16 protein-coding genes are annotated in these 19,285 nt (G+C 50.9%); 15 read left to right on the plus strand and 1 reads right to left on the minus strand.

Annotated features, from left to right (window positions below; genetic code table 11):
• Window positions 1-147: 147 nt before the first annotated feature.
• The 14 genes from gyrA to ACTNE6_RS07255 all read left to right on the plus strand — a co-directional run bounded on the left by gyrA (window position 148) and on the right by ACTNE6_RS07255 (window position 16,740).
• Window positions 148-2,751 (plus strand): DNA gyrase subunit A, encoded by a 2,604-nt coding sequence (gene gyrA / locus ACTNE6_RS07190; protein ID WP_442499147.1) that lies wholly within the window; start codon window positions 148-150, stop codon window positions 2,749-2,751.
• Entirely contained in the window at window positions 2,751-3,830 is a 1,080-nt protein-coding gene (gene serC / locus ACTNE6_RS07195; RefSeq protein ID WP_442499148.1) for a 3-phosphoserine/phosphohydroxythreonine transaminase, read from the plus strand. The genes gyrA and serC overlap by 1 nt, the downstream gene beginning before the upstream one ends.
• Window positions 3,831-3,845: 15 nt before the next feature.
• Window positions 3,846-4,931: a prephenate dehydratase gene (pheA, locus tag ACTNE6_RS07200; RefSeq protein WP_194968849.1), complete on the plus strand. Its 1,086-nt coding sequence runs from the start codon at window positions 3,846-3,848 to the stop codon at window positions 4,929-4,931.
• A gap of 44 nt (window positions 4,932-4,975) precedes the next feature.
• Window positions 4,976-6,088, plus strand: a complete 1,113-nt coding sequence (hisC, locus tag ACTNE6_RS07205) for a histidinol-phosphate transaminase (protein WP_442499149.1) — start codon at window positions 4,976-4,978, stop codon at window positions 6,086-6,088.
• The gene (locus tag ACTNE6_RS07210; protein WP_442499150.1) at window positions 6,081-6,980 is read left to right on the plus strand and encodes a prephenate dehydrogenase; all 900 of its coding nucleotides are present in this window, start codon (window positions 6,081-6,083) and stop codon (window positions 6,978-6,980) included. Before hisC ends, ACTNE6_RS07210 begins: the two co-directional genes overlap by 8 nt.
• Entirely contained in the window at window positions 6,958-8,277 is a 1,320-nt protein-coding gene (gene aroA, locus ACTNE6_RS07215; RefSeq protein ID WP_442499151.1) for a 3-phosphoshikimate 1-carboxyvinyltransferase, read from the plus strand. Before ACTNE6_RS07210 ends, aroA begins: the two co-directional genes overlap by 23 nt.
• Window positions 8,277-8,933: a (d)CMP kinase gene (gene cmk, locus ACTNE6_RS07220; RefSeq protein ID WP_434484962.1), complete on the plus strand. Its 657-nt coding sequence runs from the start codon at window positions 8,277-8,279 to the stop codon at window positions 8,931-8,933. Before aroA ends, cmk begins: the two co-directional genes overlap by 1 nt.
• Window positions 8,934-9,031: 98 nt before the next feature.
• Entirely contained in the window at window positions 9,032-10,693 is a 1,662-nt protein-coding gene (gene rpsA / locus ACTNE6_RS07225) for a 30S ribosomal protein S1 (protein ID WP_194968844.1), read from the plus strand.
• A 65-nt stretch (window positions 10,694-10,758) separates the two neighbouring features.
• Window positions 10,759-11,064 (plus strand): integration host factor subunit beta, encoded by a 306-nt coding sequence (locus ACTNE6_RS07230; RefSeq protein WP_194968843.1) that lies wholly within the window; start codon window positions 10,759-10,761, stop codon window positions 11,062-11,064.
• Window positions 11,065-11,533: 469 nt separating this feature from the next.
• Window positions 11,534-11,767, plus strand: a complete 234-nt coding sequence (locus ACTNE6_RS07235) for a FeoA family protein (RefSeq protein WP_194968842.1) — start codon at window positions 11,534-11,536, stop codon at window positions 11,765-11,767.
• Entirely contained in the window at window positions 11,767-14,106 is a 2,340-nt protein-coding gene (gene feoB / locus ACTNE6_RS07240) for a Fe(2+) transporter permease subunit FeoB (RefSeq protein WP_442499152.1), read from the plus strand. The genes ACTNE6_RS07235 and feoB overlap by 1 nt, the downstream gene beginning before the upstream one ends.
• A complete protein-coding gene (locus ACTNE6_RS07245; RefSeq protein WP_194968840.1) occupies window positions 14,093-14,320 on the plus strand; it encodes a FeoC-like transcriptional regulator in 228 nt (75 codons plus the stop codon). The genes feoB and ACTNE6_RS07245 overlap by 14 nt, the downstream gene beginning before the upstream one ends.
• Window positions 14,321-14,571: 251 nt before the next feature.
• Window positions 14,572-16,233, plus strand: coding sequence for an ATP-binding protein (locus ACTNE6_RS07250; protein WP_434484958.1), 1,662 nt, complete (start codon window positions 14,572-14,574; stop codon window positions 16,231-16,233).
• Between the two features lie 207 nt (window positions 16,234-16,440).
• The gene (locus ACTNE6_RS07255; RefSeq protein WP_228778906.1) at window positions 16,441-16,740 is read left to right on the plus strand and encodes a hypothetical protein; all 300 of its coding nucleotides are present in this window, start codon (window positions 16,441-16,443) and stop codon (window positions 16,738-16,740) included.
• Window positions 16,741-16,859: 119 nt separating this feature from the next.
• On the opposite strand, the gene ACTNE6_RS07260 is transcribed toward ACTNE6_RS07255, so the two are convergent.
• On the minus strand, window positions 16,860-17,507 hold the full coding sequence (locus ACTNE6_RS07260; protein WP_442499153.1) for a DUF2959 domain-containing protein: 648 nt from the start codon (window positions 17,505-17,507) through the stop codon (window positions 16,860-16,862).
• A gap of 104 nt (window positions 17,508-17,611) precedes the next feature.
• Between ACTNE6_RS07260 and ACTNE6_RS07265 the strand changes: the two genes are divergently transcribed.
• A complete protein-coding gene (locus tag ACTNE6_RS07265) occupies window positions 17,612-19,192 on the plus strand; it encodes a peptide chain release factor 3 (RefSeq protein ID WP_434484956.1) in 1,581 nt (526 codons plus the stop codon).
• The last annotated feature ends 93 nt before the right edge of the window (window positions 19,193-19,285 follow it).

Genomic DNA, 19,285 nt, shown 5'->3' on the forward strand with positions numbered 1-19,285 from the left:
TCTACAGCGATAATTTGTTATAATCGACCGGTTATTAATCTCATGTAACCGGTGCTGGCTAAAAGGAATTTTGAACGCGGCGCGGTTGCTTTATGAAGGAAAATCATGCCCGCGCCGTGCGCGGCATTTACGTATATATACGGATCAATGTCAGACTTCGCTAAAGAAATTATCCCGGTCAATCTCGAAGACGAGATGAAACAGTCGTACCTTGATTACGCGATGAGCGTGATTATAGGTCGAGCCCTTCCAGATGCCAGAGACGGCCTTAAGCCGGTTCACCGTCGTGTTTTATATGCGATGAGCGAACTGGGCAACGATTGGAACAAGCCTTATAAAAAATCAGCGCGTGTGGTCGGTGACGTCATCGGTAAATATCACCCGCACGGCGATACGGCCGTATATGACACCATCGTTCGCATGGCGCAGCCTTTTTCCTTACGCTATATGTTAATCGACGGGCAGGGCAACTTCGGCTCTGTCGATGGCGATTCACCCGCCGCGATGCGGTATACCGAAGTGCGCATGTCGAAAATTGCCCATGACCTGCTGGCCGACCTCGATAAGGAAACCGTCGATTTTGCGCCCAACTATGACGAATCCGAATCCGAGCCTACTGTACTGCCGACTCGTATTCCGACATTGCTGGTCAACGGTTCATCCGGTATCGCCGTTGGTATGGCGACGAATATCCCGCCGCATAATCTGTCCGAAGTGATCACTGCCTGTCTGGCCTTGATCGACCAGCCTGAAACCACGATTCACGAATTGATGCGGTACATTCCGGGGCCTGATTTCCCTACCGCGGGCATCATCAACGGCGCTTCCGGCATTTACAGCGCCTATACGACCGGACGCGGCAAAATTTATCTGCGCGCGCGGTGCCATTTCGAAGACATAGGCGACAGTAGCCGGCAGGCGATTATCGCAACTGAATTGCCCTATCAGGTCAACAAGGCGCGTTTGCTGGAGAAAATCGCCGAGCTGGTCAAGGAAGGCAAGCTCGAAGGCATCTCCGGCCTGCGCGATGAGTCCGACAAGGACGGCATGCGCATGGTGATCGAGCTGCGCCGCGGCGAAGTGCCGGAAGTCATCTTGAACAATCTCTACAAACAGACGCAGTTCCAGACTGTTTTCGGCATCAACATGGTGGCGCTGCTGGATGGCCGCCCGCACTGCCTGAATCTGAAAGAGGTGCTCAATGCTTTCATTGATCACCGCCGCGAAATCGTCACGCGAAGAACGATTTACAATCTGCGCAAAGCACGCGAGCGGGCGCATATTTTAGAAGGTCTGGCTGTCGCTTTGGCCAATATAGATGAGATGATCGATCTGATCAAGGCTGCCAGCAATCCGACTGTCGCCAAAGAAGGGCTGTTGGCCAGAACCTGGAATGCAGGATTGGTTTCATCATTGCTCGAGCGGGCCGATGCCGACCGTTCACGGCCCGAGGATCTGCTTCCCGAATTTGGCCTGGTCAATGGCGCTTACCGGCTTTCTGAAGCACAGGCTCAAGCTATTCTCGACTTGCGCCTGCATCGCTTGACGGGGCTTGAGCAGGACAAGATCGTCAATGAATACAAACAGCTGCTGGAACAGATTGACGAATACCTGGCGATCCTCGGCAACGATGCGCGGTTGATGGAAGTCATCAGGGAAGAACTGGTCGCCATCAAGGAGCAATATGCGGACGAGCGGCGCACTGAAATCATTCAAACGCAGCTGGATCTGTCCGATGAAGATCTGATTACGGAGGAAGACATGGTCGTGACCATGTCGCACGAAGGCTATGTCAAGGCTCAGCCGCTGAGCGATTACAAGGCCCAGCGGCGCGGCGGTCGCGGTAAATCGGCAACGGCAACCAAGGAAACCGATTTTATAGATAAGCTGATCGTTGCCAATACGCACGACACGATTTTGTGTTTCTCCTCGTCAGGCAAGGTTTACTGGCTTAAAGTCTACCAGTTGCCGGTAGCCAGTCGTGCCTCGCGCGGCAAGCCGTTTGTGAATTTATTGCCGCTGGAACAGGGCGAGAAAATCAATGCGATGTTGCCGATCCGGGAATTTTCCGACAATAAATTCATCTTTATGGCAACGGCCAGCGGCACAGTCAAAAAGACGCCGTTAATGGAGTTCGAGCGGCAGCGCACCAGCGGCAAGATTGCGATTGAATTGAAGGAAAACGATGCGCTGGTCGGCGTGGATGTGACCGACGGTCAGCAAAACGTGCTGTTGTTCAGCAGTGACGGCAAAGCGGTCTGCTTCAACGAAACCGATGTGCGCTCTATGGGCAGAACGGCGTCCGGTGTGCGCGGCATCAGGCTGCAGGAAGGGCAGAAAGTCATTTCCCTGATTATCGGAACCGAAGGCACAGTGCTGAACATTACCGAGAACGGTTTCGGCAAGCGGACCCGGCTTGAGGAGTTCACCTGCCACAGACGCGGCGGCCAAGGCCTGATCGCCATTCAAACGTCGAAACGCAACGGTGCGGTGATCGGGGCTGTATTGGTCAACGATCATGATGAAATTATGCTGATTACCGATGCCGGCACACTGGTGCGTACACCCGTTGACGGCATTTCGGTCGTCGGCAGAAACACCCAAGGTGTCACAGTCATTCGTCTGGATAAAAAAGAGAAAGTCGTCGGAGTCGATCGCATTGAAGGCGGACTGGCTGGCGAAGAAGACGAAGATGTGATGGAATCGGAAACGGGAGCACTTGATGAAGTTGAATCCGGAGAAGAATCCTAATGTCCAGAGTATATAATTTCAGTGCAGGTCCATCGGCGCTTCCTGAGCAGGTATTGCATCAGGCTCAGTCAGAATTAATGGAATGGCGCGACAGCGGCATGTCCGTGATGGAAATGAGCCATCGCGGCAAGTTTTTTTCCATCATCGCGGAAGAGCTGGAAAGCGATCTCAGAACCTTGCTGGCGATTCCCGACAATTACAAGGTTCTGTTCATGCAGGGCGGCGCAACGGCCCAGTTTTCGTTCATTCCACAGAATATTCTGCGAGGCAAGACCAAAGCCTGTTATGTCAATACCGGCGCCTGGTCGGAAAAAGCCATACAGGATGCGAAAAACTATTGCGAAGTCGTCGTCAGCGCGAGTTCGGAGGCGTCAAACTTTACGACTATTCCCGATCCTGTTGGCTGGGTTCTGGACGAGCAGGCCGCTTATCTGCACTATACGTCCAATGAAACCATTCACGGCGTGGAATTTTCCGGCATCCCGGAAAGCCACGGCTTGCCGCTGGTTTCGGATATGTCGTCCAATATCCTGTCGCGCAAATTCGATCTGAGCCGATACGGTTTGATTTATGCCGGGACTCAGAAAAACATGGGGCCTTCCGGCGTCACGGTCGTGATCGTCAGGGACGATCTGATAGGCGATGTCGGCAAACAAGTGCCGCCGGTCTTCAGCTATGCCGAACAGGCAAAAAATCATTCCATGTTGAATACGCCGGCGACTTATAATTGGTATCTGGTCGGGCTGGTGCTGAAATGGCTGATGAAGCAGGGCGGCGTTGATGCCATCGAGCAGCGCAATATTGCCAAAGCCGAATTGTTGTATCAGGCTATTGACCAATCTTCCTTGTACCGGAATCCGGTGGAGCCTTCCTGTCGTTCGAGAATGAATGTGCCGTTCATTCTGGCTGACCAGAATCTGGATAAAGCGTTTCTTGCCGAAGCCGAAGCGAACGGGCTGTTCGAATTGAAGGGGCATCGTTCGGTCGGCGGCATGCGCGCCAGTATCTATAATGCCATGCCCGAGGAAGGCGTGCGGGCGCTGTGCGATTTTATGGCAGAATTTGAGAGAACCCATTAAACGAGAGCCGCCCTGATGACTTCAGTCACCCCACTTTCCGAATTAAGAGACAAAATCGATGCGATCGACAAGCAGATTCTGCAATTGATCAATCAACGCGCGTGTTGTGCGATGGAAGTCGCCAAAACCAAAATTGCTCAAGGCGAGAACGGCACTTTTTACCGGCCTGATCGCGAATCCCTGGTTTTGCGGCGCATCAAGGAATTAAATGAAGGGCCTTTGTCCGATGACACCGCCGTGCGCTTCTTCAGGGAATTGATGTCGGCATGTCTGGCGCTGGAAAAGCCGCTGGATGTGGCTTTTTTAGGGCCTGAAGGCACGTTTACCCAGCAGGCGGCTTTCAAGCATTTTGGGCATGCCGTTAAAACCGTGCCTTCCGCCACTATTAATGAGATTTTTAGTTCGGTCGAGAGCGGCAATTGCCAGTTCGGCGTCGTGCCGGTCGAGAATTCTACCGAAGGCGTTATCAGTCATACGCTGGACCGGTTTCTGTCGTCACCGTTGAAAATCTGCGGCGAGGTTGAAATCAGGGTGCATCATAACCTGATGGGGAATGTGGAGAGCCTGGCCGATATTACCGAGGTCTTTTCCCATCAGCAATCGCTGGCCCAATGCCGGCAGTGGCTGGACAGGCATTTGCCGCATGCTCAGCGGATTGCCGTCAACAGCAATGCCGAGGCGGCAAGGCTGGTGTCGACCAAGATACAGGCGGCCGCCATTGCCGGTCAGGTGGCTGCCGAGTTGTATGGACTCAATATTCTGGAAAAGAACATTGAAGATGAATCCAACAATACAACGCGCTTTATTATCATAGGCCAGCAAACGTCGGCTTCCACGGGCAACGACAAAACCTCGCTGGTAGTCTCTACAGGCAATCAGCCCGGCGCTTTGCATAAAATTCTCGAGCCTTTCGCAAGATTCGGCATCGGCATGATGCATATCGAGTCCCGGCCTTCAAGGCAGGGCTTGTGGGATTATGTCTTTTTTATTGATATTGAAGGCCATTGCGAGGATAAGTGTGTGGCGCAAGCCCTGGAGTTGCTGAAAGGCAATGTGCATATGCTCAATATTCTGGGCTCTTATCCTAAAGCCGTTCTTTAATTTTTTATTCCTATGACATGGCGCATGCCTTATAAGCAAAACCAATGAACAACACTAACAGTATTTACAACCTTGCCGTACCCGGCGTGCAACAACTTGTTCCTTATGTGCCCGGTAAACCCATTGAAGAACTGGAACGGGAACTGGGACTGAGCCGGATTATCAAGCTGGCTTCCAATGAAAATCCCTTGGGTCCGGGAAAAAAGGCGTTGGAGGCTATTGAGGCTACTTTGCCGCAATTGGCGCTGTATCCCGATGGCAATGGCTTCAACTTAAAACAGGCGCTGGCCCGCAAATATGACGTCCAGGCCAGTCAGATCACGCTGGGCAATGGCTCCAATGAAATTCTGGAACTGGTTGCCCGCGCGTTTTTAACGCCGGAACTGGAAGTGGTGTTCTCGCAGCATGCCTTTGCGGTCTATCCGATCGTGACGCAAGCAGTCGGCGCCAAGGCTGTGGTCGTGCCGGCCGTGAATTACGGGCATGACCTGGATGCCATGCTGCAGGCCGTTACCGAAAAAACGCGGCTCGTTTTTGTCGCCAATCCCAACAATCCAACCGGGACATTGGTCGATCAGGCCAGCCTGGAGCGTTTCATCAAGGCTTTGCCTGAAACCTGTCTGTGCGTGCTCGATGAAGCGTATTATGAATTTGTCCACAGCACAGATCCCGTCGACTCGATAAGCTGGCTGAAAAAATATCCCAACCTGCTGATTACCCGTACTTTCTCGAAAGCTTACGGGCTGGCCGGATTGCGCGTGGGGTACGGCCTGTCGAGTCCAGAGCTTGCCGACATACTGAACCGGGTCCGTCAGCCTTTCAACAACAATATGCTGGCTTTGGCGGCCGCAGAAGCCGCTTTATCCGATGCTGAGCATCTGCAGAGGACGATTGCCGTCAATGCGCAGGGCATGCGGCAATTGACGGAAGGCTTTAAAGCCCTCGGCCTGGAGTGGATTCCTTCGCACGGTAACTTCGTTTCAGTCGATTTAAAACAGCCGGGCCAGCCAGTTTATGAAGCCCTGCTGAGAAAAGGCGTAATCGTCAGGCCCGTAGCCAATTACGAAATGCCCAACCATTTACGTATCAGCATAGGCACAGAAGAGGAAAACCGGATTTTTCTCGATGCATTAACAGATGTGCTGAACAATGTTTGACCGGCTCTGCATTATTGGCGTCGGCCTGATCGGCGGCTCGATGGCGCGGGGCGCAAGGCGATGCGGGTTAAGCAGGCAGATTGTCGGCTATGGACGTGAGCAGGATTTGGAGAATCTGCAGACGGCAAAACGGCTGCAGGTCATCGATGATTATTATCTGAATATCGGGCAGGCGCTGGAAAACGCCGATTGCGTGGTGATTGCCGCGCCGGTTGGTTCAGTGGCCGGTATATTGGCTTTGTTGAAGCCGTTCTGGACGGAAAACGCCATTTATACGGACGTAGGCAGTACCAAGGGCAGCGTCATCGAGGCGGCAAAACAGGTTTTCGGCGCCGTGCCGGATAATCTGGTGCCGGCTCATCCGATTGCCGGGGCGGAGAAAAGCGGCGTAGAGGCTGCCTTGGATGATTTGTTTCTGAACAAGCGCCTGATAATTACGCCGATGGAAAATACCCGGCCGGATGCGTTACAGAAAATCCAGCGTTTTTGGGAAAGTCTGGGGTCTTTAGTATCCATCATGGATGTTGACCATCATGATGCGATCTTGGCGGCGACCAGCCATCTGCCTCATATCCTTGCGTATTCATTAGTAGACATGCTCGGGCGCAAGGATGAGCAAAGCGAAATCTTCAAGTATGCCGCCGGCGGCTTCAGGGATTTTACCCGTATCGCCTCCAGTGATCCGACCATGTGGCTGGATATCTGTTCGGCCAATAAGGAACAAATTATCCCGTTAATCCAACAATTAAAGAGTGAACTGGATAAAATAGAACAAATGCTGGCAAACGATGATCGCCGGCAGCTTTTTGCAACTTTCACGTATGCCCGAAATGCGCGGCAACGCTTTCTTGATCAGTTTGAAGGTAATAATGTCGAAAACAATAACATTTAAAGTTCAGCCGGGCGGAAAATTGCAGGGCGAGGCGCGCGTGCCGGGCGATAAATCCGTCTCGCACCGCTCGATTATGCTGGGGGCGCTGGCTGAGGGCGTAACGCACGTCAAAGGCTTCCTTGAAGCGGAAGACGCTTTGGCAACGCTGCAGGCCTTTCGCGATATGGGCGTACAGATTGAAGGGCCGGTCAACGGTGAACTGACAATTCACGGCGTCGGCAAACATGGCTTGAAAGCGCCCGCGAAAGAACTTTACCTGGGCAATTCCGGTACATCCATGCGTTTGTTGAGCGGCTTGCTGGCAGGGCAGGCGTTCAACTCAGTTCTGACGGGTGACAAATCGCTATCCGGTAGGCCTATGAAGCGGGTCACCGAGCCACTGGCGGCAATGGGCGCCGATATAAAAACGACAGAGAAGGGCACAGCGCCTTTGCACATTACCGGAAAGGCCGGGCAATTGACCGGCATCGATTATGTCATGCCGATGGCCAGCGCCCAGGTCAAATCGTGCCTGCTGCTGGCCGGAATGTATGCGCAAGGCGAAACCAGCGTGACTGAGCCTGCGCCGACGCGCGATCATACCGAGCGCATGCTGGCCGGTTTTTCGTACCCTGTAAAACAACAGGGAAACAAAGTCAGCATTAATTCCGATGGGTATTTAAAGGCGACTGAAATTGATGTGCCCAGCGATATTTCATCGGCGGCATTTTTCCTGGTCGGCGGCTCCATCGCGCCAGGCTCTGACCTGTTGCTGAGACATGTCGGTATCAACCCGACACGTACCGGAATTATCGATATTCTAAAACTGATGGGTGCGCGTATCGAAGTGCTCAACGAGCGCATTGTCGGCGGCGAGCCGGTAGCCGATCTGCATGTGGTTTATAGCCCGTTGAAAGGCATCGATATACCGGAAGCGCTGGTGCCGTTGGCCATTGACGAGTTCCCTGTGCTGTTTATAGCCGCCGCCTGTGCGGAAGGGCAGACGCGCCTGACGGGCGCGGAAGAGCTCCGGGTTAAGGAATCGGATCGTATTCAGGTGATGGCCGATGGTTTGCAATCTCTAGGCGTCGATGCGCAGCCTACGGCAGACGGCATGATCATCCAGGGCGGGCCGATAGGCGGCGGCGAAGTGATTTCTCATGGCGATCACCGTATCGCCATGTCATTTTCAATTGCCGGATTACGCGCTAACGCCCCTATTACCGTTCATGATTGCGAGAATGTGAATACGTCTTTTCCGGGATTCAAGGATCTGGCCAAGAATTTAGGGCTTGATTTGGCTTGCGAGGCGATGTAATGGCAATACCGGTTTTAGCGATCGATGGGCCTAGCGGAGCGGGCAAAGGCACGGTCAGCCGGGCTGTGGCAAAAAGGCTGGGCTGGCATTATCTCGATAGCGGCTCTATCTATCGCTCACTGGCGATAGCCGTGTTGAAACAGAAGGTCGAACTGACTGATGTGCCTGAAATTGTGAAAGTGGCGCAATCCATGGCGTTAGAGTTTGAGTGCAATGATGAGCTGGCGGTAAAGCTCAATGGCGAGGATATTACCTCGCAATTGGGCCTCGAAAGCACGGGTAATGCAGCTTCGATTATTGCTGTCTTGCCGCAAGTGCGCAGCGTCCTGTTGCAGAAGCAGAAGGATTTCAAGAAGATGCCGGGGCTGGTCGCTGACGGCCGCGATATGGGGACGGTGGTTTTTCCCGATGCCGAAATAAAGGTATTTTTAACGGCCAGCGCAGCCGAAAGGGCGCAAAGACGATATAAACAGTTGATAGAAAAAGGAATTGATGCTAATCTAACTCTCTTAACAAATGAGATAGAAGAGCGCGACCGCCGCGACACGGAGCGAAAAACGGCTCCATTGTCCATGGCCAGCGATGCGCTTTATATCGATTCCTCTAATATGACGATTGATGAGGTCATTGAAGAGGTACTGAATTTAATCCGTTAAGGATTTTTTTACAGCTGCATGCAGACTATGCAGTATTCTTTTAACTTTGACAACGAGAAGGCTTGTTCGAATCTCGATCAGGCTTGGGAAAATTGAAAATGAGCGAAAGCTTTGCGGAATTATTTGAAGAAAGTCTAACCAAGACAGAAATGCGTCCTGGCGCCATGTTAATGGGTACTGTGGTCGATATCGAAAACGATATGATCATCGTCAGCACTCATTCCAAATCAGAAGGTGTCATTCCTAAATGGCAGTTTTTGAACAATGACGGCGAACTGGAAGTTAAAGTCGGGGACGAGATCGAAGTTGCCCTTGATTTATTTGAAGATGGTTTAGGCGCTACACTTCTTTCCCGAGATAAAGCGAAGAAAAACAAAGCCTGGTCTGAACTGGAAACCGCGTTTGAAAAAGATGCTACAGTTACAGGCCGCATCACCGGTAAAGTACGCGGCGGTTTCACCGTTGCTGTTGGCGCGTTGCGTGCGTTCCTGCCAGGTTCACTGGTTGATGTGCGCCCAATCAGAGATACGGCTTTCCTGGAAAACCGTGATCTGGACTTCAAAGTTATCAAGATCGACCAGAAACGTAACAACGTTGTTCTGTCACGTCGTGCAGTTGTAGAAAAAGAATACAGCGCGGAAAGAGAAGAATTGCTGAAAACGCTGGAAGAAGGTGCAATCGTTACCGGTGTGGTTAAAAACCTGACCGATTACGGCGCATTCATTGATCTGGGCGGCATTGACGGCCTGTTGCACATCACTGACATGGCATGGCGCCGTGTGCGTCATCCTTCCGAGTGCGTTGAAATCGGCCAGGAAATCCAAGTTAAAGTGCTGAAATACGACAAAGACAAAAACCGTGTTTCATTAGGCATGAAGCAAATGGGTGAAGATCCATGGCAAAACATCAACCGTCGCTACCCAGCCGGCACTCGCGTATTCGGTAAAGTGAACAATCTGACCGATTACGGCTGCTTCGTTGAAATCGAAGAAGGCGTGGAAGGTCTGGTGCACGTATCTGAAATGGATTGGACTAACAAAAACGTTAACCCATCCAAGATTGTGCAATTGGGCGATGAAGTTGAAGTCATGGTACTGGAAATCGACGAAGAACGCCGTCGTATTTCTTTGGGCATGAAACAATGCAAAACCAATCCTTGGGACGAATTCGCTGCGACTCATAACAAAGGCGACAAGATCACCGGTAAAATCAAATCAATTACCGACTTCGGTATCTTTATCGGTCTGGAAGGCGGCATTGATGGTCTGGTTCATATGTCCGATATTTCCTGGGCGGACGACGGCGAAGCCGCGGTTCGTGAATTCAAGAAAGGCGACGAACTGGAAACTGTCATTTTAGCGGTTGATTCCGAGCGCGAGCGTATCTCACTGGGTGTCAAACAGCTTGAGCAGGATCCGTTCCAGAACTTCCTGGCGACTCATGAGAAAGGCAGCCTGGTTACAGGCACAATCAAAGAAGTCGACGCTAAAGGTGCTGTTGTTACCCTGGCGGATCATGTTGAAGGCTACATTCGCGCTTCCGAGATTCAACGTGACCGCGTTGAAGATGCACGCACTCTGTTGAAGGAAGGCGATGCAGTTGAAGCCAAATTCATTGGTGTGGATAAGAAAAGCAAAACTATTTCTTTATCCATTAAAGCCAAAGATCAGGAAGAAGAGTCGCACGCTATTAAAGATTATTCCCAGCAACAAGCTGGTACACCGACTTTAGGTGATATCTTTAAACAAATGGAAAAATAAAAACCATCCGGGGTATGCAGTCATGCATACCCCCTTTGATTTTATTTATTTGCACAGGATAGAATGTGACAAAATCTGAATTGATAGAAGCGCTTGCTAGACAACAACCTCATCTTGCACAAAAAGATGTGGAGCTGGCAGTAAAATGCATCATTGAGAAAATGAATCAGGCATTATCTTCCGGTGAACGCATTGAGATTAGAGGTTTTGGCAGTTTTTCCCTGCATTTACGCCCGCCGCGCATGGGTCGCAACCCTAAAACGGGTGATTCTGTGGCATTGGCAAAAAAATATGTACCGCATTTCAAGCCGGGCAAAGAGCTCCGTGATAGAGTTGATGAGTCGCGCGCAAGATGCAAAATAATTGATTGATAACCATCAACGCAAGGAACCAAGCCGGAATTTGTAATAGAACCGCTAGGGCATATTTTCTGATGCTTTTTCATTGCGTTGATTTTTTCTTCTTCCAATTTCCCCCATACTCGGTGCAATTTCACCGCCTTCTTTGATTTCTTCAATGCTGATACACACTCTCGGTCTTTTTGCCAATAGTGTTGCTGGCTTCTTGATTAAGCTGAAGTCTCAATTTGCTTTTATTTAAGCAAAAAGTTGCTAAAATTCAGGCATGTCTTTGTGGTGCCGCAAGCCATTCTTTTTATTCTCTCGCCTTTAATCTGACCACTACGCAAATCAATAAAAATTGATTTATTCCAAGCAATGGAACACGAGTTTTTGAGTGTGTTAGGTTATTATGATATAGTCATTCTTAATGAGAACGATTATTGATTAGAGTCTGTTCCATTCATAGATTTCAACAACTCCTAATACCCAAGGCTCAATTATGTGGTTACGCTTAAAAAATCTTGCTGTTGGAGACTCAGGGAAAATAATAGGCTTTGATGCATCAGGCAAAGCCTATCGTAAACGATTGCTGGCCATGGGGTTAACGCCAGGCACTGATTTTAGCATTACCCGTTTCGCGCCTATGGGCGATCCGGTTGAAATTAAGCTGCGCGGGTTTTCATTGACCCTGCGCAAGGACGAAGCCGCAATTCTGTTGATTGAGAAAATCTGATGAGTGCCGATTTCACGGTGGGCGTGGTCGGCAATCCCAATTGCGGCAAGACCACGCTCTTCAATGCATTGACTGGCGCCAAGCAGTACGTAGGCAATTGGCCTGGCGTTACAGTCGAGAAAAAAACCGGTCAATATACATTCGATAACAAAGTTATTGAATTGGTTGATTTGCCGGGAACGTACTCTTTAGAAGCCGCCGATGATCAGGTTTCTTTGGATGAAAAAGTCGCGCGCGATTACGTTGCTTCCAAGGAAGCAGATTTGATCATCAATATCATCGATGCATCCAGTATAGAAAGAAATCTTTATCTAACATCGCAGCTGATTGAAATGCGAGTGCCGATGATTCTGGTACTCAACATGATGGACGTCGTAAAACAGCGCGGGATTAAAATTGATGTTGATTTTCTTGCCGAACAGCTGGGCTGCCCAGTCATTCCAATAAGTGCTTCAAACAAGAGCGGAATCAAGGTTTTAAAAGCCGCCATCAACAGTTCGGCCATGGCGAAGCCGATACCGACGGTAAAAGTTACCTATTCGTCTGCATTGGAACAAGCGATAAGCGACCTTTCGTCTTTATTGGCCGATGCGGCCGAACGGCACCAGTGCGACCGGCGATGGCTGGCAGTTCGGTTACTCGAAGACGATACGCTGGCTATAAGGTTGGCTGGAAACAAATTATTGCCGACAGTTTCGGAATTGCAACGGAGAGTGGAGGACGAGACCGGCGATGAAATCGACATTCTTGCTGCCGATGCCCGTTACGGATTTGTTAACCAGCTGACTCAGGGTGCAGTCTGTAAACTGCATGAAGTCAGCCGGCATATGACCGATAAAATCGACTATATTGTTCTGAACAGATTCTTAGGCATCCCGATTTTCTTGCTGGTCATGTACGCGATGTTCATGTTTACGATCAATATCGGCAGCGCTTTTGTTGACTTTTTCGATCAGGCCGCGGGCGCTTTGCTGGTCGATGGCCTGAGTCTGGTGCTGGCAGGGCTGAACTGGCCCGAATGGCTGATCGTCATGCTGGCCAACGGTGTCGGCGGAGGCATCCAGGTCGTTACCACCTTCATTCCTATCGTCGGCTTTCTGTTTATGTTCCTGTCGGCTCTGGAAGATTCCGGCTACATGGCCAGAGCGGCTTTTGTCATGGACCGATTCATGCGCATGATCGGGCTGCCGGGCAAATCCTTCGTGCCGATGATTGTCGGTTTCGGCTGTAATGTGCCGGCGATTATGGCGACACGGACTCTGGAAAATCAGCGGGACAGAATCCTGACCAATCTCATGAATCCGTTCATGTCCTGTGGCGCGAGATTGCCTGTTTATGCCTTGTTTGCGGCGGCTTTCTTTCCTGTCGGCGGCCAGAATCTGGTTTTCGGCTTGTATCTGCTGGGCATCATTGTGGCTGTAATGACCGGCCTGATCATGCGCCATACGCTGTTTAAAGGCGAGTCAGCGCCATTTATCATGGAATTGCCGACCTATCATATGCCGACGTTGAACGGCGTTTTTATCCGCACTTGGGATCGGCTCAAATCCTTTTTATTCAATGCCGGCAAAGTTATCGTGCCGATGGTGCTGGTGCTCAATTTTCTTAATGCCTGGGGTACGGATGGCAGTTTTGGCCAGGAAAACAGTAATAAATCGGTGTTAAGCGAAATCGGGCGAAGCCTGACGCCCGCTTTTAAACCGATGGGCATTGAGAATGAAAACTGGCCGGCAACAGTCGGCATTTTTACCGGCATACTGGCGAAAGAAGCCGTGGTTGGCACATTGGATGCTTTGTACAGTCAACTCGGAGCGCCTGAACAGGATGCATCTGATAAGCCAGAGTTTGACCTTAAAGAGGCTTTGATCGCTGCTTGTCTGACTGTGCCTGAAAACTTGCGGGCGGTAGCCGATAATCTTTTAGATCCTTTGGGGTTAAATATCGGTACGGTCGACAATATCGATACTGCCGCCGATGAACAGAAAGTCAAAACCGCTACCTTTGCCGCCATGCAAAGCAGTTTTGACGGTCAGGAAGGCGCTTTTGCCTATCTATTGTTTATTTTATTGTATGCGCCGTGCGTAGCAGCAACTGCCGCTATTTACAGAGAAACTAATCTGGGCTGGACTGTGTTTGTCGTGCTCTGGACTACCGGCATGGCCTATATGACGGCCACTCTGTTTTACCAGGCCATGACTTACAGTCGGCATCCGGAATATTCCCTGGCCTGGGTGGCGGGACTGATGCTGGCTTTTTCGTCTGTCCTGATCGGATTGTGGCTGGTCGGACGAAACAGCGACGTGCGAATTAGCCGGGAGTCTTACCATGATACTGTCTGATTTAAGAAACTATTTACAGCAACAGCGCCGGGCTGCCCTGGTAGACTTGGTCAATCATTTCGGCACCGATGCCGATGCGCTTCGCGGCATGTTGAGCAAATGGGTCAGCAAAGGCAGAGTGCGCAAAACGTCGCTGGAATCGTCCTGCGGCACCAGTTGTTGCAAATGCGATCCGGCTTTGACAGAGCTTTATGAATGGATTGATGAAAAATAGCTAATTTCCATCCTTATCGATTAAAACAGAAAAACCACGAAGGACACAGAGAGCACGAAGATTTTATTCTGGTTAGTTCTTCGCGGTTATTAATCAAATGACCTTCACTTTCCATGGGTCGCTAATTCTAAAGTACTTTTTTGATAGGCGCCGAAATACGCCGGTTATAGGGGGAGACTGATGCCCTGTCTCTTGTGCCTTTCGGAAACTGGACTAAGCTTGTTATATTTACTTCATAGACGAGCGTAACAATGTCCGAGCAACAATCCGATATTCTGATCGGCTATTTATCCGAAGTCCGCGGCGACGGCATGGATGCCAGAATAACCGAAGAGCATTCAAATGATTCACCTATCATCAAAGTAGGCGATGAAGAAATACTGGCCGGTCATATCGGATCTTATGTCGTTATCCGGCAGGCCAATATCGGTGTTCTGGCGCTGGTCTTCAAGATGTGGGAACAGGATCGTTTCGACAATAACGACAGGCGCAAGTCCGATCGGTTTATTTCCCTGATTCCGGTTGGAGAGATTCAGGATAACGGAACCTTCATTCGAGGCGTGCGCCACTACCCGACACCGGGTGCGAAAGTCTATGCCGTGGGCTTGAATGAAATCAACGCCATTTTCTCGAAATTCCGCGAGTACAAATTTTTTATCGGCCAATTGGCTTCGCATAAAGATTATCACTTAAGCTTGGATCCGCGCGCGCTTTTCGGCCGCCATTTCGCCATCGTCGGGCAGTCGGGCTCCGGTAAATCATGGACCGTCACGAGTCTGATTCAAAATACGATCAAGGCGATGCCCAAAAGCCATATCATCATGCTGGACCTGCACGGCGAGTATTGCTGGAAAGATAATGACGGTATGATTCAATCGGCGTTTCCTAACGAATTGGTCAACTATGTCGATGCCATGGAAATGGAAATGCCGTACTGGATGATGACCTATGCCGAACTGGTCGATTTATTCATAGACCGGGACGACAAGGGCGCCACGCTGCAAATGTCTTTCCTGCGCGAAGTATTGCAACAACTCAAGCGCAAGGAAGCCAGAAGGATCGGCCTGCCGACGGTTTCGATCGATACGCCGATTTATTTTTCGCTGGCCGAAATGTATATGCAATTCAAGGCCGCCAATGAGGAGCGAAAAGACTTCGGCAAAGTGCAGGGCGCCTTGTTCGGCCAGTTCGACGAATTCCTGATCCGGATGCAAAGCCGTTTCAACGACGTCCGCTATGATTTCCTGCTGAAACCGAAATTACGCAACACCTCCGAAAGCATGTCCGATTTGTTGCGGCAGTTTGTTGGTCTTGGCGATAAGAAAGCCAACATTACCGTCGTCGATTTAAGTTCCGTGCCGACCGACGTCAGGCCCGCCGTTTCCGCCCAGGTCGGCCGTCTGGCTTATGAATTCAATTATTGGAATCCGCGCCGGCGCGATTTTCCGATCACGCTGATCTGTGAGGAAGCGCATGCCTATATTCCGAGAGAAAAGAACGGCCCGTTCGAAGGCACTAAAAGGATGATGGAGCGCATAGCCAAAGAAGGGCGTAAATACGGGGTATCGATCGGCGTCGTCAGCCAGAGGCCCACTGAACTGTCGGAAACGATGCTGTCGCAATGCAGTTCATTTATCTGCCTGCGCACCACAAACCCGGACGACCAGGCTTATATCAGAGGGCTTGTCCCTGAAGCCGAAGGTGACTTAACCGATATTCTGACTTCGCTGGGCAGAGGCGAAGCGTTGGTGCTGGGCGAGGCGGCGCCGTTGCCGACGCGCGTACAGATTTATCGGCCCAGTCCGGAACCGAAAAGCAATGATGTCGATTATTTCACCAGCTGGCGGGAGGGCCCGACCGATCTGAATGTCGATGAAATAGTCAATTTCTGGCGCACGCAGAATAGGAAATAATACTTCTATCTTGTGGAAATGGCGCAGTTTGGCGATCTATTCCTGCAATGCCGTTTAGCATGCGCCGGAAACCAAATAGGCTTATTTCAGCCTCCAAGGTTGAAAGCCGGGGTTAGCCATTGCGTGAATAAATCAATTTATTGGATGAGTTGTTAAAAGTTGACTAAACTTGATTGCTTTGTTTCCTAAAGACGAGATTGTATGGTTATGAAATTTACTCAAGTGTTTTGCTTGGTGATCGCGATGTTATTTTCCAACATGGCTTCCGCCGAAACCCAGGCAATAGACGGTTATGACGTGCTGGCCGATGTGGGTGTGGTCAGGCCGCTATCATTTGTCGGCATGATAGTCGGAACTGCAGTATTTGTTGCCTTATTGCCGGGCACCGCATTGGCGACCATTCCAGCGCCGCATAAGGCATTTGAACTGATGGCGGACACCTTGATTGTCAACCCGGCGAAATATACTTTTGCACGGCCGGCCGGAGATTTTGATTATAACGAGTAGCTTGGATGAGACGAAGCTGAGTCCGGGGCAATCGGAGAGACGTTTTTCGGATTTAAATCGGAAAGCGCGCGATTTGCCCCAAATTGCAAACATTCTGGCGTACTTGCCCAGCCCCGGCACTATTGCTTTTCCATGGTCCTGATAAAGGCATTGGCTTCTTGAATCGATTTTTCCATGGCTGTGATCAAGGTCGATACATCGGATTGCACCAGCCCTAATTGTCCTTTTAAGGACGCGATCGCCTGAGCGTTCAGATTGTGCTTCAAATATAACACCTGATCCTTGAACACGCTCAGCACCGGCGCTATCTTGGATTCGGCGCGTTTCATGGCGGCAATCAGCTGCTTGTAATGCGCCCTGGTAGCAGTCAGTTTTTGCTGGCTGCTGCGTTTCAGCGATGCATTGCTGTATTGGTTTAATTCATCTTCCCATTCGCGGAATAAGGCATCGGAAACGTCCTCGATGTCGCTGATGCGTTGTCTGACTTCCTCGGCTTTCCTGATGCTGTCTTCGTATTCACCGTTCAGTTTGTTATAGGTTGCTTCGAGATTTCCGCCTTTAAAATTGGTTAGGGCAGTGAACTGTTCCAGCGCCGACTTGAATTGCTCCTTGGTTTCTTCCTGCGTGTCGCGAGCTTTTTCCACGCGATAAACCATGACCTCGCGTTTAGGGATGCCTATTTTTTCCAGGCCGCCGTAATACATGCTCGAGCAGGCAGTCAAAGAGCACATTGAGCCGATTAAAATAAAACGCCGTAAAAAAGTCATAAAAACTCCTGTTATCAGATCGATGCATTATATTGGAAATACATCACCTTGAATAATAAGTTATAATTAGCGGTTTCGTTAGCAAATTCCATTAAATCAAAGGCATGTCAGAACTACTTTCAGAACTGCGGCGTCGGCGCACGTTCGCTATTATTTCCCACCCTGACGCAGGTAAAACCACACTGACTGAAAAACTGTTGCTGTTCGGCGGCGCCATTCAGCTGGCGGGTTCCGTAAAGGGGCGCAAAGCCGCACGTCATGCGACGTCTGACTGGATGGAGATGGAAAAGGAGCGTGGGATCTCGGTCACGACCTCGGTCATGCAGTTCGAGCACAAAGGCTGCATTATCAATCTGTTAGATACGCCCGGTCACGAAGACTTTTCCGAAGACACCTACCGCACGCTGACCGCCGTCGATTCGGCCCTCATGGTCATAGACGTTGCCAAGGGTGTCGAGGAAAGAACGATCAATCTGATGGAAGTCTGCCGCCTGCGCACGACGCCTATCCTGACCTTCATCAACAAGCTGGACCGGGAAGGGCGCGAGCCGATTGAATTGATGGACGAGGTCGAGAGTGTCCTGAATATCAACTGCGCGCCGATGACCTGGCCTATCGGCATGGGCAAGCGCTTTAAAGGGGTCTATCACCTGTACAAGGATGAGATTCACCTGTTCAGCCCGCAGCACGGCGGCAGAATCGCCGAAGCCGAAGTCATCAAAGGCCTGGACAATCCGAAGCTGGACGAACTGTTAGGCGATCAGGCGCAGGAGTTAAGGGATGAAATCGACCTGGTGAAAGGCGCCAGCCACGAGTTCGATCTGGATGCCTATCTGGCCGGCCGGCTGACGCCCGTTTTCTTCGGCTCCGCGATCAACAACTTCGGCATTCTGGAACTGCTCGATGCGTTCGCCGAATATGCCCCGCCGCCCAGGCCGCGCGAGGCTATCCAACGCACCGTTTCGCCCGAAGAAGACAAATTCAGCGGCTTCGTATTCAAAGTCCAGGCCAACATGGACCCAGCCCACCGCGACCGCGTGGCCTTCCTGCGCGTCTGCTCGGGCAAGTTCGACAAAGGCATGAAGATCAATCACGTCCGCATCGGCAAAAACGTTCAGGTATCCAACGCGATCACGTTCCAAGCCGACACCCGTAAAAGCGTCGAGGAAGCCTATCCGGGCGATATCATCGGCTTGCACAATCACGGCACGATTCAGGTCGGCGACACCTTTACGCAGGGTGAAGTCCTCAAATACGGCGGCATACCGTATTTCGCGCCGGAACTGTTCCGCCGCGTAGTGCTGAAAGATCCGCTCAGAGCCAAGGCCCTGCAAAAAGGCCTCGTGCAGTTGACCGAAGAAGGCGCGACGCAGTTGTTCAGGCCGCTGAAAAACAATGACCTGATCCTGGGCGCCGTGGGTGTGCTACAGTTCGACGTGACCGCCTATCGCCTGAAGGCCGAATACAATGTCGAATGCGTGTACGACGCCGTATCGGTTTCGACAGTGCGCTGGGTCAGCTCGGACAAACCCGGCAAACTGGAGGAATTCAGGAATAAAGCCTTCGACAACCTGGCCGAAGACGGCGGCGGTTATCTGGTTTATCTGGCTACCAGCCGGGTTAACCTGCAACTGACTGAGGAGCGCTGGCCTGATATCAAATTCAGCGCGACAAGGGAATTATAAAAACAACATAGTGATGAGCTACAGGTTGTAGGTGCGAATTCATTCGCACTGTGCAGCTTGGGAAGTTACTTTGTGCATGTCCCATGGCTTGCG

Source organism: Methylobacter sp. sgz302048 (assembly GCF_052162025.1).
Taxonomy (GTDB): domain Bacteria; phylum Pseudomonadota; class Gammaproteobacteria; order Methylococcales; family Methylomonadaceae; genus Methylobacter.

What these genes read in the sequence shown, in the direction of transcription:
- gyrA (WP_442499147.1), top strand. Translation starts at nt 148, where the DNA reads ATGTCAGACTTCGCTAAAGAAATTATCCCGGTCAATCTCGAAGACGAG.
- serC (WP_442499148.1), top strand. Translation starts at nt 2,751, where the DNA reads ATGTCCAGAGTATATAATTTCAGTGCAGGTCCATCGGCGCTTCCTGAG.
- pheA (WP_194968849.1), top strand. Translation starts at nt 3,846, where the DNA reads ATGACTTCAGTCACCCCACTTTCCGAATTAAGAGACAAAATCGATGCG.
- hisC (WP_442499149.1), top strand. Translation starts at nt 4,976, where the DNA reads ATGAACAACACTAACAGTATTTACAACCTTGCCGTACCCGGCGTGCAA.
- ACTNE6_RS07210 (WP_442499150.1), top strand. Translation starts at nt 6,081, where the DNA reads ATGTTTGACCGGCTCTGCATTATTGGCGTCGGCCTGATCGGCGGCTCG.
- aroA (WP_442499151.1), top strand. Translation starts at nt 6,958, where the DNA reads ATGTCGAAAACAATAACATTTAAAGTTCAGCCGGGCGGAAAATTGCAG.
- cmk (WP_434484962.1), top strand. Translation starts at nt 8,277, where the DNA reads ATGGCAATACCGGTTTTAGCGATCGATGGGCCTAGCGGAGCGGGCAAA.
- rpsA (WP_194968844.1), top strand. Translation starts at nt 9,032, where the DNA reads ATGAGCGAAAGCTTTGCGGAATTATTTGAAGAAAGTCTAACCAAGACA.
- ACTNE6_RS07235 (WP_194968842.1), top strand. Translation starts at nt 11,534, where the DNA reads ATGTGGTTACGCTTAAAAAATCTTGCTGTTGGAGACTCAGGGAAAATA.
- feoB (WP_442499152.1), top strand. Translation starts at nt 11,767, where the DNA reads ATGAGTGCCGATTTCACGGTGGGCGTGGTCGGCAATCCCAATTGCGGC.
- ACTNE6_RS07245 (WP_194968840.1), top strand. Translation starts at nt 14,093, where the DNA reads ATGATACTGTCTGATTTAAGAAACTATTTACAGCAACAGCGCCGGGCT.
- ACTNE6_RS07250 (WP_434484958.1), top strand. Translation starts at nt 14,572, where the DNA reads ATGTCCGAGCAACAATCCGATATTCTGATCGGCTATTTATCCGAAGTC.
- ACTNE6_RS07255 (WP_228778906.1), top strand. Translation starts at nt 16,441, where the DNA reads ATGAAATTTACTCAAGTGTTTTGCTTGGTGATCGCGATGTTATTTTCC.
- ACTNE6_RS07260 (WP_442499153.1), bottom strand. Translation starts at nt 17,507, where the DNA reads ATGACTTTTTTACGGCGTTTTATTTTAATCGGCTCAATGTGCTCTTTG.
- ACTNE6_RS07265 (WP_434484956.1), top strand. Translation starts at nt 17,612, where the DNA reads ATGTCAGAACTACTTTCAGAACTGCGGCGTCGGCGCACGTTCGCTATT.